Source organism: Nostoc sp. 106C (genome assembly GCF_002154725.1).
Lineage (GTDB): Bacteria > Cyanobacteriota > Cyanobacteriia > Cyanobacteriales > Nostocaceae > Aulosira.
Genome location: NZ_MTAW01000114.1, coordinates 75,997 through 92,278, shown reverse-complemented (window position 1 = coordinate 92,278; position 16,282 = coordinate 75,997). Strand labels below are relative to the sequence as shown.

The window sequence follows — 16,282 nt, the reverse complement described above, 5'->3', positions numbered from 1 at the left end:
ATTTCTACGATTCTCTTCCCGATGTCCAGGTATCCCGCCATTTGACTGTGCCTTCTTTGGCAATTACCCAACGACGGGGTACAGTATTTTCGCGCAGGGGCGATCGCCCTTCACGCCACATGGCATATTTGTAACTAATTAACTTACCTGTACTCTCATTAAACGGAATCTCCGCAAACCAGGTATTGGTGTTGATGTACTCTAGGGGATAGGCTTTGCTAATATCCCAGTTACCCAACTCTGGACAGTCTCCGGTGACAACGATGATTTCACCTGGTTGAGTTTGGACGCCATTTAATTGCACGCGTACAATTGTCTGTGCTTTAATTCTTTCCCCAACGTGGCTAAAAACAATCACTCCTCGTTCTTCAAGTACCAAGTTTTGAATCTTGCCATCTTTGACTTCATACTTGTTACGAGTTACTACACAGGTATGTTCGCCATCAGGTAGTTCTGTCTCTACTTCTTCTAGAGTAACTTCTCCGCCACGATTCAAGGCGACAAAGCACAAAGAGTCACGATAGCGGCGCACGTAGCAATAAACATTTTCTGTTAAATACTTTTGCCAGTGGCTACCCATTGATATGGCAGGATTGAGTCGTCGCAAACCAGATAGTAGTCTAACGTAACGATAAATCTCAGTATCATTATCCCACTTCTCCATCATCGGGCGATTGTAGGGATCGTTACCGCCATCGGTATCGTTATGCAGATATTGTTCTGTACCGTAATAGATGCAGGGAATACCACGACAAGTCATAATTAAGGCGATCGCAACCTTCAACATCGCTGGATCGGGGTTCAGCGATTGGAAGCGAGACATATCATGGTTATCGATAAAAGTAATTAACTCTGTTGCCCCACTGTAGCGATGGTCTTGGTCAAAGATATATTGAATTGTATGAAATCCGTTTTCTGAACCCTGTGCCAATGCGGCTCTAATCGCCACACACAAACCAAAGTCTAGGATTGTCATCCCAGAGTTATTAGCAAATTCCACAGAGCGATCGTCACTGGGATTGCTATAAATCCATTCACCAAAAATGAATACATCTGGTTTGTGATTGCACATATCACCAGTGAATTCTTGCCAAAACCAAATTGGCATATGCTTGACAGTATCTACGCGCAGTGCATCAACACCTCTGTCTAGCCATTGTTTAATTGCTGATTTGATGTACTCACGATATTCGCTATTATTTTCATTGAAAGTTGCTAAACCAGCTAATTCGCAATTCTGTACTTGCCAGTCATCTTCCCAATTTTGCACTTCGCCGTAATGATGATACCAATGATTCACATCATCATTGAAGTCAGCAATTTTCACACCATCATCATATAATTCACCTTTGCTACCACTAGTATCAGGTGTACTATGGTTGCACACAATATCCAGCACCAACTTCATGTTGCGCTTGTGTAGCTCTGTAATCAAGCGATCAAATGTTGTATCTCTTGTTTCTTGAGTTGCGTTTAAAGAAGGATTTTCTCCTTCAGCAATGAAGCGAGGATTGAGCCGCTTAAAGTCTTTTGTCCAATAGCCATGTATGGCAGCATTCCCAACAAATAACTCTTCAACTTGCTCAAACAATGGAGTCAACCAAATGGCTGTGACTCCCATATTTTTTAAATAATCTAATTTATCAATTACACCTTGTAAGTCTCCACCCCAGTACTTTCCCCAATCTTGTCCGGTTGGATCGTACAGTTCTGAGTTGATACCTTCGCTATTATTTGGATCGCCATCATGAAAGCGATCGACCACGATAAAGTAAATAGTTTCCTGACGAAACTCAATATCCCTAGTGTAGAGGAATTCTAAATTAATTTCTGTCTCTGATGGTGGTGATTGTATTATATTTTCTACTTCTTCATTGGGTGCATCTACTTTGTATTGCTCTGAAGAGAATTGAGATGGGGGAGTCTGTACCATAAAAAGATTTAAGTTTTTAGAGAATAAAGGTTTGTAGCGCTAAGGATATTTTGCTTTTGATGTATCTATTTAACTGCAAACTTCGGTATTATCTAATCATTTTTCTTTTATAAGCATCTATCTCCAGGTAGTTTAAGCTTCTGCCTCTGGATATAAGTCAATACGGTTCAGTTAAGGTGATAAGAGTTCTCATCTGTCGAACAAAAACCAAGATTTGGGGGATTCTCCCCCAAACCCCCGATTGAGGGACGGTTGCGTCCCCCAAGCCCCCTCCAAAATAATTGTTCGGTTTTTTGTTTAGTAATTATTTCTGAACTTTGTTGTCAATGAATTTTCTTAACTGAACTGTATTGGGATATAAGCAGGTCGGCATTAAAAATTGTTGTTATGAAAAAGCAGATGGCAGAGGACAGAAAAGAAGAGGTTTGTAGATAAATTTAGTTTCTCCTATGTGATTCGTGAACTTACTCGTAGAGGTAAGGCACAGGCAAAAAGGAAAGAAAATTAGAAAAGGGAGCATCCCACTTTTTTACAACGTCATTGCGTTGGCGGAACGCCTTCCCGCAGGGTACGAAACGAAGTGCAGTGAAGCAATCGCAAATCTCGCACTACGAACAAATCTATGCGATTGCTACCCTACTCTTCGGGAACGACTTCGTCGAACGGGAAGGCTCCGCCTACATCGTACCTCCTCTCTACGAGACGCTACGCGCAGCGTCTTTGCTAGGAGAAGGCTTTACGTAATGACAGTTATACTCTCGTTGCGAAATAAAAACTGGGATGCACCCATTAGAAAATGAGTAGGTCGTTTTTTCAGCAATAAAATACGAGTTCTTTCTATTGCTGATTTTTGATAGGAAAATCACATTTATACTAGTTAAAATTAATAAGTCAATGTCAGAGGTGCGATCGCTTTATTTTAGAAATTCTTTGTGTACCTCTGCGTTTCAAACCAAAATTTACCCAAAGTCGCATTAAAAAATTAAACGATTCCCTTTCTTACGTCGTTTGATTTCAGCCTGAATTGCATCAACAACTGTTTCAATCACCTTGACTCTGGCATAGTATTTGTCATTAGCAGCAACGATTGTCCAAGGAGCGGTTGGGATAGTGGTACGTTGAATCTCTTGATTGACTGCTACTTCGTAGTAAGGCCACTTTTCTCGATTGCGCCAGTCTTCATCGGTGCTGAACTATAGATGATATGCCGAAAACCCTGGAAATGCTTACAAACAGATGATGAAATATAAACTTGTTAACAGGTATGAGGAATTTGGCTGCAAGCTCGTGACACTATAAATAGCAGCTGTATTTCTGCTAAAAACTGAAAAAAAGTAGTAGTGAGGGTGGATGCACGACTAAATTGGCAATTTTTTCGTTAAGGCTGTCATTTTTCACTCCACTACAAACGGCTATAAGAGCAAAATAATTCCTATAAAAGTGGTAAACATATGACTGAGACACCAATTAATGCGAGGTTTCCTCAAGGTCGCACAGCTTTTTTACTGATCCACGGAATCGGTGAACAAAATCCTTATGAAACTGTAGACTATTTTGCTCAGAACTTGCTTAAATACTTTGAAGAGCAGAAATTACCAACCGATCTAGAACACCACATTGCTAGGCGTAAATTTTCAAATGGTAGTGGGTGGACGGAAAGCTATGTCAGATTAACTCCAACAGACAATCAACAAGAAGGATTAATTGACGTTCACGAATATTATTGGGCACCTGATACAGAAAATAAAATTACTGTGCCTGAAATATTGCAATGGGCAGAGCAGACACTTGATGGCACAATTGAGTTTTACAACCGCCCACAGAACAAAGACTTATTAGATGAGCTTTTGGAGAACCAAAATCGCAAAGGTTTCTTTAGATTTCGCTTGCGATCGCTCACTATATTCCTGCGTATATTTAACTTTATATACCCTGTATTGCGATTGGGACTTTTGTTAGTTCTATTATTTGCAGGCCCGTTTCTCAAGGGACGTTATCTGCAATCAGCGTGGAAACTTAGTAAAACGTTGATCACTCCACCTTTAATTAATTTTGTCGGTGATGTTGCTATTTACACCAAAACTGATCCCAAATCACCTTATCAAAAAATTCGCCAACAGGTGATTTCAGAATGCTTAACATTACTCCAAGAAATTCTGCAAGATCAGCAAGCTAATTACGACCAAGTCATCATTGCTGGACATTCTTTAGGTAGTTGTATTGCCTACGATACATTAAATCTTCTGTGTATTGAGTCCAGCCTTTCTCCAGATTTGGGCAAAAGTATGGGTATCGATAAACTCAAAGGACTCATTACCTTTGGTTCACCACTAGATAAAATCGCCTTTTTCTTCCGAAATGTGGCACAGGAACAACAGTATATTCGACGACGGATTATCGAACAGCTTAACTCCTTCCGTGTGAAACCAGAATTGATTAGGAAAATTCCTTACTTATCCAAAACTCCTGTAGTTTGCCAACTTGAGCAAATTTTTTGGGTCAATTATTACCACTTACTAGATCCAATTAGCGGTAACCTAGATTACTACGACAACCTCAAGAATGAGGAAATGACATCTCAAACTACTTGGGGAACTGGAGGACATCTAAGTTACTGGACTGATATGAAGTTCTATGAAAGTATTGCCAATCACTTCCTTTATGTTTCAAGGCAACAGCAAAATTAGATGATCTTATGGCGAATCTGTTGTGGCACAGATTCGCTACATTGCTAAACTAACCATTGTCAGTTTTAATCAGTTATTACTAGAAAGGTATTTTTTTGAGGTAGCGATAATGACTAAGTATGATAAGATTTTTGATTCAAAACAGACTACAGAAGAATCATTGAGTCCAGAAGAAGGAGTAGCAGCGATCGCAGTCATCACCGCGATCACTGATTCTTCGATAGAAGAAATAGATGCAGAAGCTTTAGCCACTGTTCTCTGGGATTTTGAGGTATTTGAGGAATACTCAGAAGCAGAAATCACAGATATGGTTCAAAGACTCTTAGAGATTGCAGAAGAGAAAGGACTCGGCGCTTTGTTTAATACCGCCAGTGCAGCCCTTTCGGATGACATAGTGTTAGATGCTTTTGCGGCGGGTGCGATCGTACTTATAGACGAAGAATTGGTTATTCCTAAAGAAAAGCAGTCTTATCTCAAAGAGTTACAACAAGCCCTAGATTTGGAAGATGAGGAAGCAGAAGAAATTATCCAAGAAGTAATTGCTGCTTTTGAAGAAGCAGAAAATCTAGAATTCACAGATGACGAAGTTGAAATCACGTTAGCGGAAGACTATGGCGATGAAGCATACGAATCGCCTTTAGGAAATTTTACAGTGCCAATTCCTGTTAACTCAGAGCAAGGGGGTAGAATTCAGAGCCAGGAAGGAGTAGTCGGCTTTTCTGATGATTTTGGCACTTTAATCAGGATTGATTATTATCCTATTCCTCCAGAACATGAAGAAGAAATAGAATCTTTGGGACAGGAAGAATATCTGCAATCGATTTTAGTAGACAGGTATGTACCTCAGGCGATTTCTGCCAATGTACCAAATGCTCAGATAAAGTATGCAGAATATTTGGAAGCCACATTAGCAGGGGCTTACTATGTGTTAGTTGATATGCCACAAGGGTCAACAATTTCCAAGCAAGAAAATAACGGTTCTGCCACAAGATTAGATGCGTACCGAGGGTTACTTGTCTTTATTAAGGCTGATTTTTTATATATAGTTAGTTATCAGCGCAGCTTTTTTAACGGCGAAACTCCCGCTGGGGTGGAAGAAGAAGCCAAAAATATCAAAGAAAAGATTTTAGATTTTGTTAAAACTATACAGTTCAGTTAACCAAATCGCAGCCGTTCTCCTCTGAAAGCAAAGTAATAGCAGGGTGATTTCAGACAATTGTACTTTTTTTGCTAACCGCAAAGATCTTGTACTCACGTTGTACTAGTCGATAATCAATAGACTTCTTGCAGAATTCGGTAAAAGGGAAAGGGGAAAAGGTTAAAGGGAAAGGAACTCAAAACCCTTTCCCTTTAACCTTTTCCCTTTCCCCCCTCTTGCAAAAATATATTTTTGCAAGAGGTCTAATCTGTACTACAACTGTGGGGTATGTTGACTAAATTACAGCTCGTCGGGTGGGCATTGATTGCCCACCAATACCTCAAATTTTTATTGCATCAGCTTTCCTGAGTAATGCCTACCCCTCAACTAATCGCTGCGGGAAAAATCTTCAGACATAATCCGTAATAGAGGAAGATCCTTTTGTAGTTGCCTATACCGTTACTAAAGATATAGGACAAAAGTTAGATGTTTCTGGATAAATGTCAATATTTTTTTAAATTAAAAAGTAAAAACAATTTTTTATTCTTGCCGATTACATCACCCGATCAGGTGACTCTGTAGGGTGAAGCAGCGGATGGCTTGAGGGCGGTAATGTAAGTTTGCGATCGCAAAGTACATAAAAATTTCAGTTTGTGGAATTTTATTTCCCGGACAATATAAATCAAACCTTTGAGGGAGCCTTGCATTACAAGTACTTAGTTAATTTTAAGTAAGGTGCTAAGAGAGTAGTTAGTTTTTTAACAGGAGAAAGCGGGTGCTTAATAACATTTATGAGTTCTTTTCCTCTCGTCGGGTGACAATTCCCACTGTTGCTTTAATGATTACCCTTGGTGTTTTGGGTGAACAGACTAAACCTGTACTGAGTAATCAAATCAAAATAGATTCTCAAAATAGTTCTGCTCATGTTTTATCAAAGCTAAGAGAAGTTAGAGCGCAAAGAAATGAAGGTTTGACGGCTTCCGCAACTCAAAATAATAACGAGAATGGGCAACACAGACAACTTGCTAAGTCAGCTACCGTTTCTAAAAGTTCAGCGAAAGGCTTAAAAACAGCACCCGCAACTACAGTAATGGTGAGCAGAACTGAAAAATCTGCTATAGAAGCGGGAAATGTGCCGATTAATAATCTCCCCCAACAAGATGGCGTGTATCTGTATGGTCAATCGCCAACACCAAATCAAATTGGGCAAGGGTATATCGTATTTGAGAAGCGTCAAGCTCAGGTGAAGGGTGCAATGTATATGCCCAATTCTGAGTTTAGTTGTTTTCAGGGCACAGTTGACCGCTCAGGAGAGTTGGCGATGACTGTTAATGCTTCGCCAGATGAAAGTAGCTCAAATCAGGTTGCGACAGCTAATAGCATACCTAGCATTAATGATGATGAGTTAAGTACCTATGCTTACTCAGTCGCACTGCAAGATTATCATCAGCTAAAGTCTATTAGTAGTAATGACAAACGCATTTTGCAGATGTGCAATCAACCTGCTGCCAGCGAATACCGCAAACTAGTTAAATAATGAATGATCAATTACAAATTATAAATTAGGAATTACGTTTTTCATAATTCCTAATTTATGATTTCAACGTTTGTGGTACTGCTGGTTATTTTTAAGATTTTGAAATTAAGGTATAAGGTCATTCTTACTGAACATAGCAAAGATTTTAGTGCTGATCGTAGGGTGCTTAAGATTATGCGATCGCTTCTAGTTGTTTGCGGCAAAGTCTATACCGTCGAAGTGCCTTCGCTACAATAAGGCTACGTCTAGTCCAAACAAGACCTATGACCTACACCCCACCTAAAGTATTTACTTTTGAGGAATTTATCGCCCAATATGGTGACAATACACGCTACGAATTAATTGATGGAGAGCTAAGAGACATGGAACCTACTGGTCCTCACGAAGCTGTTGCAGGTAGCATAGCTGGTAGAATCTATGTCGAAATTTTTAGTTCTAATTTCAACTGGTTAGTTCCAAAAACTTGTCTGATAAAACCACATGCTGCTGAAGCCACAGCGTTACGTCCTGATGTAATTGTTTTAGATAAAGCAGAACTTAGTAAAGAACCACTCTGGCAAAAAGAACCTATTATTTGTAACGGTAGTACAATCAAACTTGTTGCTGAAGTTGTCAGCACTAATTGGCAAGATGATTATGCCAGAAAAGTTGAAGAATATGCTTTTCTTAACATTCCAGAGTATTGGATTGTGGACTTTCGTGGTTTGGGCGGTTGGCAATTTATTGGTAATCCAAAACAACCTACCTTCACCATCTGTCAATTAGTTAACGGTGTGTACCAGCAGCAACAATATCGTTTAGGAGATACTATTTCTTCTTATCTATTCCCCAATTTACAATTTAAACTCGATGATATTATGCATTAATTGACAATGCCGCAGCGCACTGATGAAAATGTTAGCCTTACTGTAAGCAGTGCAAGACACGATCGTAATTAAAAATGGGTTATGCAGGGTTGCTATTTGATTTTTTAAAAACACCAGAACCCCACATGGTGGGCTATACCCACCCTACAATAGTTAATGACGAATTTTTTAATACTCAATTCCTGGTTGAGCTTTCACGCCTTGATCGCGGAAGGGATGCTTAACGAGGGTCATTTCTGTTACTAGGTCAGCTCGCTCGATTAACGCGGCTGGTGCGCCTCGACCTGTAAGAATAACGTGAGTCTCAGCAGGTTTTTCGGCTAAACCCGCTAACACTTGGTCAACTTGTAAGTAAGCCATTTTCAGCGCAATATTAATTTCATCTAATAAGACTAATCTAAATTCTGGGTTACGGATATATTCTAATGATTTATCCCAGGCGGCTTGAGCTTTATCTAAATCGCGATCGCGATCTTGAGTTTCCCATGTAAAGCCTTCGCCCATCGCATGAAATTCTAACTGGTCTTGCCAATTACTGAACACCCTTTTTTCTGAAGGTTCCCAGGCTCCTTTGATAAATTGGACGATCGCCACTTTATATCCGTGACCAAGCGATCGCATCACCATCCCCAAGGCTGCTGTTGTTTTACCTTTACCATTACCAGTATTTACAATAATTAATCCTTTTTCAGGTACAGCTTGTGCTATGCGCTTTTCCTGTACTTCTTTACGTCGCTGCATCTTTTGGCGATACTGTTCATTGCTTAAAGATGAGGACATGACTTCGTCAATTACACGTGCAATCTCTTGGTCTGAATCTAATTGTTGTGGGGTATCGTTTTTCATTAATTTTATTTGACAATACTGGCAATAATGTTAATAAAGGCAGGAGGCAGATGGCACAAGGAAGGATTAAATTTTATTTCATCCTTCCTGATGAACGCAATTCATGATAGCTACTTAGAATAAAGTAAAATTTTGTTCTTTATCCAATTTTACTTAACTTGTATTTTCTAGATGTCCACTACAATTACACTGAAAAATATTGAAATCATTTTAGCTTTTTTAACCTTATTTTCGGATAAAGAAGCAAAGTTATATAACATACAAATTGAACCTTTGACTTTAAATCCTTATTGTTATTCTAAAGAATTTGACAGCTTCATTACATCTGTTTACCAAGAAAATTTTGTCATTGACTTTGATTGGCCAGCTTGGCAGAATGAAGCTCATCGTTTTGTTACAGATCCAGAATTATTAACTTTAGCAGACATTTCTACATTGCAGAAATTGTTTACAACACACCTTCGTAAAGAGCGCTTTTGTAGTGGTCATTTAGCTGGGATGATTGAAAATGGACACTTTCTGGCAATATTCAACAGACTGCAAGCAATCCATGCAGCTTTGATTGTAGAAAACGCTCACAACAATGGCAGACCAAAGATGATCAAGCAAACATCAGTTTTTCAAGGTGATATTACTCAGCTACAAGTAGATGCGATTGTCAATGCTGCTAAAAATTCTCTACTTGGTGGTGGCGGTGTTGATGGTACAATTCATCGTGCAGCTGGGCCTGAATTGTTGGCAGAATGTCGCCAGTTACATGGTTGTCCTACTGGGGAAGCAAAAATCACCAAAGGTTACAAACTCCCAGCAAAATGGGTAATTCACACTGTCGGGCCGATTTGGTACGGTGGCAATCAAGGTGAAGACGAGATGTTAGCTCGATGTTATCGCAACAGTTTGGCCTTGGCTGAACAATATCAAATTAAAAGTATTGCTTTCCCAGCGATTAGCACAGGTGTTTATGGGTTTCCATTAGAACGCGCTAGCAGAATTGCGATCGCAGAAGTTAACAAGTTTTTACACAGCCATAAGTCCCCAGAACAAGTAATTTTTGTGTGTTTTGGGCAAAGTGCCTACGATTGCTATCTCAAGGTTGTACAAGAATTAGCAGAAAGCTAGATAACATTAGATTCGGCGCGTTTACTTTTCGGGATTCTCAAAATGTCAAAACAGCTGGGTCAAAAAATTTCGCCTACACCGATGTCAGCAGATATTGGAGTGGTTGATTTGATTGATAATTACTTCACCGCTTACAACTCGGCGCGGTTACGGGAAATTTGTCAATTGCTGAGTCGCGATGTGCTAACGGACAGTGTAACGGTAGGTGTTAGCCTTTCCGGTGCGATGACACCAGCCGGCTTTGGGGTTTCCGCCCTTGCACCTTTGATTCGCAATGGCTTTATTGACTGGATGATTAGCACTGGTGCAAATCTTTACCACGATATGCACTACGGTTTGGGTTTTGAACTCTTCGCGGGTAATCCTTTTTTGGATGATGTCAAGCTACGCCAACAAGGAACTATCCGCATTTATGACATTATTTTCGGCTACGATGTGCTGCTAGAAACTGATGCCTTTATCCGCAAGATACTGCAAGCTGAACCTTTCCAAAAGCGGATGGGAACTGCTGAATTCCATCATTTGCTAGGAAAGTATGTTTGGGAAATCGAAAAGCAAGTGGGTGTGAAAAACTCCTGCTTGTTAGCAACAGCTTATGAGTATGGCGTACCGATTTATACGTCTTCACCTGGAGATAGTTCTATTGGGATGAACGTCGCAGCCTTGGCATTAGAAGGTTCGCAGTTAATTTTAGATCCATCAATTGACGTAAATGAAACAGCTGCGATCGCCTACAATGCACGGGAAGGAGCAGGTAAAAGTGCAGCTGTGATTATTGGCGGCGGTAGCCCCAAAAACTTTTTGCTCCAAACCCAACCGCAAATTCACGAAGTACTAGGGCTAGAAGAACGAGGACACGATTACTTTGTCCAGTTTACCGATGCACGTCCTGATACAGGTGGTTTGTCTGGGGCGACACCTTCGGAAGCTGTGAGTTGGGGTAAGATTGATCCAGAAGAATTACCCAGTACGATTGTTTGTTATACCGACAGCACGATCGCTTTACCACTGGTAACAGCATACGTCCTCAAGCAATGCCAGCCTCGTCCTTTGAAGCGGCTGTACGACAGACGAGAAGCAATTCTCGAGACATTGCGCAAAGACTATCTAGCAGCTAAAGCACAACCATCAGATCAAATACCCGCGGCTGTTGCAGACAGTGCATCCCAGCAATCAGCTACTTATCCCTGTGGTAGATTAATTCCTAATACTCCTTAGCTGTTTTCAGTCGTAGTGGACTGACACGCCTAAAATGGTGCGTTACAGAAATCCATTTTATCGGTGTTCAAACCGAAGTTGAGATCGGCGGTTTCCGCCGATCCGACTTCTCAGTGTGTTCATCAGTGGTTCATTTTCTCCTCGCTAATGCACTAAATTAGCTGTGTCAGTCCACTACTATGAACAATTAGCACTGCTTATAAAAGCAGAGGAAAACTACCCAAAGGCAAGGGCGAAATTGCACAAAGCGATCGCTGTTTCCAAACTAGCAGCAATTGAAATTATTTGCGTCCAATTAATAAATAAGTTGTCATTTTTTCTCTTCCTTTAACTTCAATTTCACCCCGCCTTTGCAACAAAAATTCATTACATAAACGTTCATAGGTATTTTGTGACACTTGAATTTGCCCTGGAATTCCCTGAGATTCCATGCAGCTAGCAAGGTTCACTGTTTCTCCCCAGCGGTTATAGTTAAATTTTTCTACGTCCATGATTCCTACTACGAGAGGACCGCTATGGATGCCGATGCGGATGTTAAAGTTTTGGTGATGCTCGCTATTAAATAAGGCGATCGCAGTTTGCATATCCAAAGCCATATGAGCGATCGCTTGAGCATGATCTGAGCGTTGTACAGGTAACCCACCAATTACCATATAAACTTCGTTAATACTCTGAATTTTTTTGAGACCATACTTTTCACTCAAGCGATCAAAAGCAGAAAAAATAGGATTGAGTAAGCTTACCAATTGCAACGCACTTATTGCAGCAGCGATTTTGCTCAAGCCGACAATATCTGCAAATAAAACTGTAACATCGGCAAAGTCTTTTGCTATGCTGCCTACTTGTTGCGGTGGTTGAGAAATTACTGGTGATGAGATATTTCCCAACAGACGTTTAGTTTGCTCCTGTTGATGGCGCAGCGCTTCTTCTGCTAATAGTCGCTGCGTGACATTCCGAAAAATTCCCCGAATAGCTGCTGGTTTTCCTTCTACAAATTTACAATTAATATTTCCTTCTACAAATATAGATTGACCATTTTTAGTCATAAATGCAGTTTGGACTTGTTCTAGCTTTTCTCCTGACATCACGTTATAAAACTTTTGTCGGCTGCGTTGTTGAAAATCAGGATGGATAATATCAAAAAGATTCATCCTAGCAATTTCATCTGCACTATATCCTAAGGTTTTTTGCCATGCCTTATTGACATATAAAAAACGTCCATAAACATTAACAGACTGAATTAAGTCATTAGCATTTTCTAATAAATCTCGATATCGTTCTTCACTTTCTACCAAAGCTGCTTCTGTATGTTTGCATTTGACAAAATGAGAAATTTGGCTACCAATAGAAACCATCATTTGCAGTAGGTCTATATCTTTTTGTTGTACCTCTTTACTAAAAAAAACCATGACCCCTAAAATTTCACTGTCATCTAAGATTGGGAAGCCAAATGCAGCGAGTAATTCGGCTGCTGCGGCTGGCTGCGATCGCTGTAAGTCATCATCATCTGCAATATCTTTAATCCAAAGTGGCGAACGTCTAGCCCAAATTCGACCTGGTAATCCTACACCAGAGTTATAAGTTGTCTGCCAAGTAATTGCTTTAAACTCTCGAACCGAAACTAGTCTACTTGACCAAATTTCTACACATCTGAGCACAACATTAGAACTCTCATACTGCGCCGATTTAGTTATGTATTGATTTGGTGTCCAAAGTTCTCCTACATCCCATCCTAAGGTTTGACAAATGGCCTGCAAAATTTTTGGCATTGCCTGCTTTACGCTTTGGGATTCTGATAAAATGCGGCTAATAGCATACTGAGCACAAATCCGCTGCTCTCGGCGCTGGCGAGCAGTAATGTCCCGACCAATATAGACAATATCCTCTAAGCTTTCTATATGGTTATGAATAGCTGAACAAGAAAAAGCAATTAACAACTTTTCTGTTTTTTTAGTACGGCAAACTACTTCTATATTTGAAGAGCTTTGCTGAGATGATAAATGTTTTTGCAATAATGTATAATCATCGATTATTAACGATATGGACTGTCCAATTAATTCTGATTCGCGATAACCAAATAATTTTTCTGTAGCAAAGTTAATTTTTTTTATCGTTCCTGAATTACTGGTTACCAACAAGGCGTCTGCCATTGAGTTGATAACTTGTTCCATGTAATTTTTGTATACTATTAAAGTACTTGATAGTAGACTAGCTTCATGATATCTCTGTGTTAATTTCTGTTCTAAAGCTAGCCTTTCGGTAACCTCTTCAATCAGGATAATTAATTTATTGCAAGAGGTTGAATCAAGTTGTTTACTGATAATATATATATCTATATAGATCTCAGATATCTGCTCTGAGCCTCTTCTAACTCCAGTTATTTCAAATAGTTCTTGTTCTCCTTTTAGAATAGATACCAGAATATCTTCTAGACCTATAAATTCTGGAAAACTTAAGCGCACATCTTTTCCTAGTATTACTTCTTCTGGACGAGCAGCAAACCTTTGAACTTGCTCGGAAGTAGCTAAAATATGTAAATTCTGATCCAGTTCTAAGCGTTCAAATTTACGTGGGAATGAAGGTTTATTAAAAATACGCTCTAATGCCTGGTATTTCATAGTGGTGTGGGAATACGCATTCAAGTTGTTACTGAATGAGACTCAGCAGAAATTAGGGGAATGTAGAGGCGAGCAGAGTAGCATTATGATTACCATATAACCCCATGACTCTACTGAGAACTCAAGACTCAAAACTTAAGATTTAGTTCTCACAATTTACTGATAAGCACCACTGATAATTCTGTAAGCTATTGTTTCAAATATTTATTAAATACATAAGAATTAATAAAATTGCTTTGTTGATTATGTATCTATTTTGAAACAAAATGAATATATCTATTTAGTTACTAAAACTTTGGTAAATATATATTGCTAATTTTCTTTTTCTGTTTAGTATATTGTTTAAAAATCAACTTCTTGTTTTGGCAATTATACTATGAAATTACATCTAAAATAGATTAAACTGTTTTTGGCTTTTTTACAATCAATGATTTTTGCATAATTTTTAGTAGCCTAAAATTCTCAAACTTGGTACATTAAATATAAGTTAGATGAATGCAAATTTTGAATAATTTAGACACAAGTATTAAGCATAAAGCATAAACAACTATAAGGAAACAAATCCTCTGCATAGCTATTGTTAAGAAATATGTACTGTACAAAATTGAAAAGTCCTGTAAGCAATAAAGGTATAAGGTTTAACAAATATTATTGGGTGTGATTTTATTGTTTCAGGCGATCGCATCATACCGCAGGTCTTATGCACCAAGGTTGTCTGGTAAAACTGGGTGTAAAGAAAAAGGCTGTGAACGTATAATATTCGTAATTAATTATACTCATAAAACCTCATAGTAAAAATGCAAAATCTAGAAAGCCTACCCGTGAAAGAGGGTTAGGGGGGGTGCATCCCAGTTTTTATTTTGCAACTAGAGAATAACTGTCATTGCGTAAAGCCTACGGCATAGCTTCGCTTAGCGCGTAGCGTCTCGTAGAGAGGAGGAACGACGAAGCAATCACAAAATCTTCAACTAAGAACGAGTCCATGCGATTGCTTCGCTCCGCTCGCAATGACGTTCAAAAAAGTGGGATGCTCCCGGTTAGGGGTCGGTCAATCAGGAATTTAGGGTAATTAGAATTTTATATTTTGGATTGTAGAGACTTTGAAAACAATGTCTCTACAGCAGTATTACCTATCCCATCTAGGATAATTGGATTGCGGATTTTTACTTATTACCTGCCAACTGATCTAAGAAGGAGATTTTTACAGCCAGGTTGATAATATCTTGGTGAGTTCTCGTATTTTTAATTTCAGCATTGTTAAGAGCCACAATATATGGTTGTCCATCAATCAAGCCGATGATAGGTCCACCAGAAGAACCACCAGCAGTGTCACAATCATGAAAGAGAACATTTTCCTCCTCTCGAACAATGCTACATCCAGCCTGAAAGCTTGCAGTCCATCCTTGACCAGCACTTAGATACTCATAGCCTTTTTTATTAGGATCGGGAAAGTCACCAGAGTAGCCGACAAAAAATAATTTTTGTTTATTCTTCAGCAGTGCAGCAGTAGGAAGCGATTTCCACCCTAAATAACCATACTTGCGACCCAGTGGTTTATCAATTTTCATAATTGCCCAGTCGTTAGTCTGATTGCTGCTGCTATCACCAGTAAAGTCTGTACCATAAATTACTTGATCTACTATCGCTACATCTCTTTCATCGCTCACAACATGATTGATGACATTAGGTAGAAACTGAATTTTTTTACTGAGTTGATGAGTTTCCGGATCAATAACACAGTGGGAATTTGTCAAAACTATATCGTCAGCAATTAAAGTGCCAGTACAGTGATAACTTTGGGCATCAGTTGTTGTTCCTTGTACGCGGCCAATAGCTGACCAAGGGTATTCTCGACTGAGCATAGGAGTGCGATCGTCTATACCATCGGGAATTCCCCGTTTACCTCCAGTTGGTTTTTCAGACTGTCTTAGTCCAGTAGGTTTGAACGGCTTGCCATTGCCTTGTATTTTTAATTGACCTGCTTGGAATTTGGTAAATTTGGGTGGAGAACTGGGTTGTGATTCTGTCTGTGCTTGTACAGATACCGAACCACCCAAAGTCATCGCACTAAGAATTCCAGCAAAGAAAAGAGCGAAAGGTTGTTTGTAAATAGGTTTTGTATTCATGGGATTATCTCTCCAAAAATAAAAGTTAAAATTTTCTGCGAAGAATTATGTGACACTTACTTAAATCTTTCACTAATCATCACCCAGAAGGATGCAGAGTTTACGGACACATACACGAAGCCTACCGAACTGGGATTAGGCTGGAAGTTAGGGGGTTGGAAAATAGATTAGTTCCGTTTATAAATAACACCGAA

Annotated in this window: 10 protein-coding genes and 1 pseudogene; 6 read left to right on the top strand and 5 right to left on the bottom strand. The window is 39.3% G+C overall.

The window, feature by feature from the left end; all coding sequences use genetic code 11:
• Positions 1–4: 4 nt before the first annotated feature.
• Positions 5–1,933: an alpha-amylase family glycosyl hydrolase gene (locus BV375_RS15885; RefSeq protein WP_086762082.1), complete on the bottom strand. Its 1,929-nt coding sequence runs from the start codon at positions 1,931–1,933 to the stop codon at positions 5–7.
• A 974-nt stretch (positions 1,934–2,907) separates the two neighbouring features.
• Positions 2,908–3,108, bottom strand: a pseudogene (locus BV375_RS15880) (polyphosphate:AMP phosphotransferase); the annotation flags it as partial.
• A 276-nt stretch (positions 3,109–3,384) separates the two neighbouring features.
• Between BV375_RS15880 and BV375_RS15875 the strand changes: the two are divergent.
• The 4 genes from BV375_RS15875 to BV375_RS15860 all read left to right on the top strand — a co-directional run bounded on the left by BV375_RS15875 (position 3,385) and on the right by BV375_RS15860 (position 8,161).
• Positions 3,385–4,620, top strand: a complete 1,236-nt coding sequence (locus tag BV375_RS15875; protein WP_086762080.1) for a hypothetical protein — start codon at positions 3,385–3,387, stop codon at positions 4,618–4,620.
• A gap of 109 nt (positions 4,621–4,729) precedes the next feature.
• Entirely contained in the window at positions 4,730–5,779 is a 1,050-nt protein-coding gene (locus tag BV375_RS15870) for a tellurite resistance TerB family protein (protein WP_086762153.1), read from the top strand.
• 754 nt (positions 5,780–6,533) lie between these two features.
• The gene (locus BV375_RS15865; RefSeq protein WP_086762078.1) at positions 6,534–7,295 is read left to right on the top strand and encodes a hypothetical protein; all 762 of its coding nucleotides are present in this window, start codon (positions 6,534–6,536) and stop codon (positions 7,293–7,295) included.
• Between the two features lie 263 nt (positions 7,296–7,558).
• Entirely contained in the window at positions 7,559–8,161 is a 603-nt protein-coding gene (locus BV375_RS15860) for a Uma2 family endonuclease (protein ID WP_086762076.1), read from the top strand.
• A 168-nt stretch (positions 8,162–8,329) separates the two neighbouring features.
• Here the strand turns inward: BV375_RS15860 and cobO are convergent, their stop codons facing one another.
• Positions 8,330–9,007, bottom strand: coding sequence for a cob(I)yrinic acid a,c-diamide adenosyltransferase (gene cobO, locus BV375_RS15855; RefSeq protein ID WP_086762074.1), 678 nt, complete (start codon positions 9,005–9,007; stop codon positions 8,330–8,332).
• A 171-nt stretch (positions 9,008–9,178) separates the two neighbouring features.
• Here cobO and BV375_RS37645 point away from each other — a divergent pair, with 171 nt between their 5' ends.
• Together BV375_RS37645 and speY are read left to right on the top strand one after the other, a co-directional pair.
• Complete coding sequence (locus tag BV375_RS37645; RefSeq protein ID WP_208099131.1) at positions 9,179–10,126, top strand: O-acetyl-ADP-ribose deacetylase; 948 nt, start codon at positions 9,179–9,181, stop codon at positions 10,124–10,126.
• A gap of 42 nt (positions 10,127–10,168) precedes the next feature.
• Entirely contained in the window at positions 10,169–11,344 is a 1,176-nt protein-coding gene (gene speY / locus BV375_RS15845; protein WP_086762072.1) for a deoxyhypusine synthase, read from the top strand.
• A 281-nt stretch (positions 11,345–11,625) separates the two neighbouring features.
• Here speY and BV375_RS15840 read toward each other — a convergent pair whose 3' ends face one another.
• Positions 11,626–13,962, bottom strand: coding sequence for an adenylate/guanylate cyclase domain-containing protein (locus tag BV375_RS15840; protein ID WP_086762070.1), 2,337 nt, complete (start codon positions 13,960–13,962; stop codon positions 11,626–11,628).
• Positions 13,963–15,125: 1,163 nt separating this feature from the next.
• Positions 15,126–16,088, bottom strand: a complete 963-nt coding sequence (locus BV375_RS15835) for a trypsin-like peptidase domain-containing protein (RefSeq protein WP_086762068.1) — start codon at positions 16,086–16,088, stop codon at positions 15,126–15,128.
• Between the last annotated feature and the right edge of the window lie 194 nt (positions 16,089–16,282).

Coding starts and splice junctions, on each gene's coding strand:
- BV375_RS15840 (WP_086762070.1), bottom strand. CDS start 13,962: ATGAAATACCAGGCATTAGAGCGTATTTTTAATAAACCTTCATTCCCA.
- cobO (WP_086762074.1), bottom strand. CDS start 9,007: ATGAAAAACGATACCCCACAACAATTAGATTCAGACCAAGAGATTGCA.
- BV375_RS15885 (WP_086762082.1), bottom strand. CDS start 1,933: ATGGTACAGACTCCCCCATCTCAATTCTCTTCAGAGCAATACAAAGTA.
- BV375_RS15875 (WP_086762080.1), top strand. CDS start 3,385: ATGACTGAGACACCAATTAATGCGAGGTTTCCTCAAGGTCGCACAGCT.
- BV375_RS15870 (WP_086762153.1), top strand. CDS start 4,730: ATGACTAAGTATGATAAGATTTTTGATTCAAAACAGACTACAGAAGAA.
- speY (WP_086762072.1), top strand. CDS start 10,169: ATGTCAAAACAGCTGGGTCAAAAAATTTCGCCTACACCGATGTCAGCA.
- BV375_RS15835 (WP_086762068.1), bottom strand. CDS start 16,088: ATGAATACAAAACCTATTTACAAACAACCTTTCGCTCTTTTCTTTGCT.
- BV375_RS37645 (WP_208099131.1), top strand. CDS start 9,179: ATGTCCACTACAATTACACTGAAAAATATTGAAATCATTTTAGCTTTT.
- BV375_RS15860 (WP_086762076.1), top strand. CDS start 7,559: ATGACCTACACCCCACCTAAAGTATTTACTTTTGAGGAATTTATCGCC.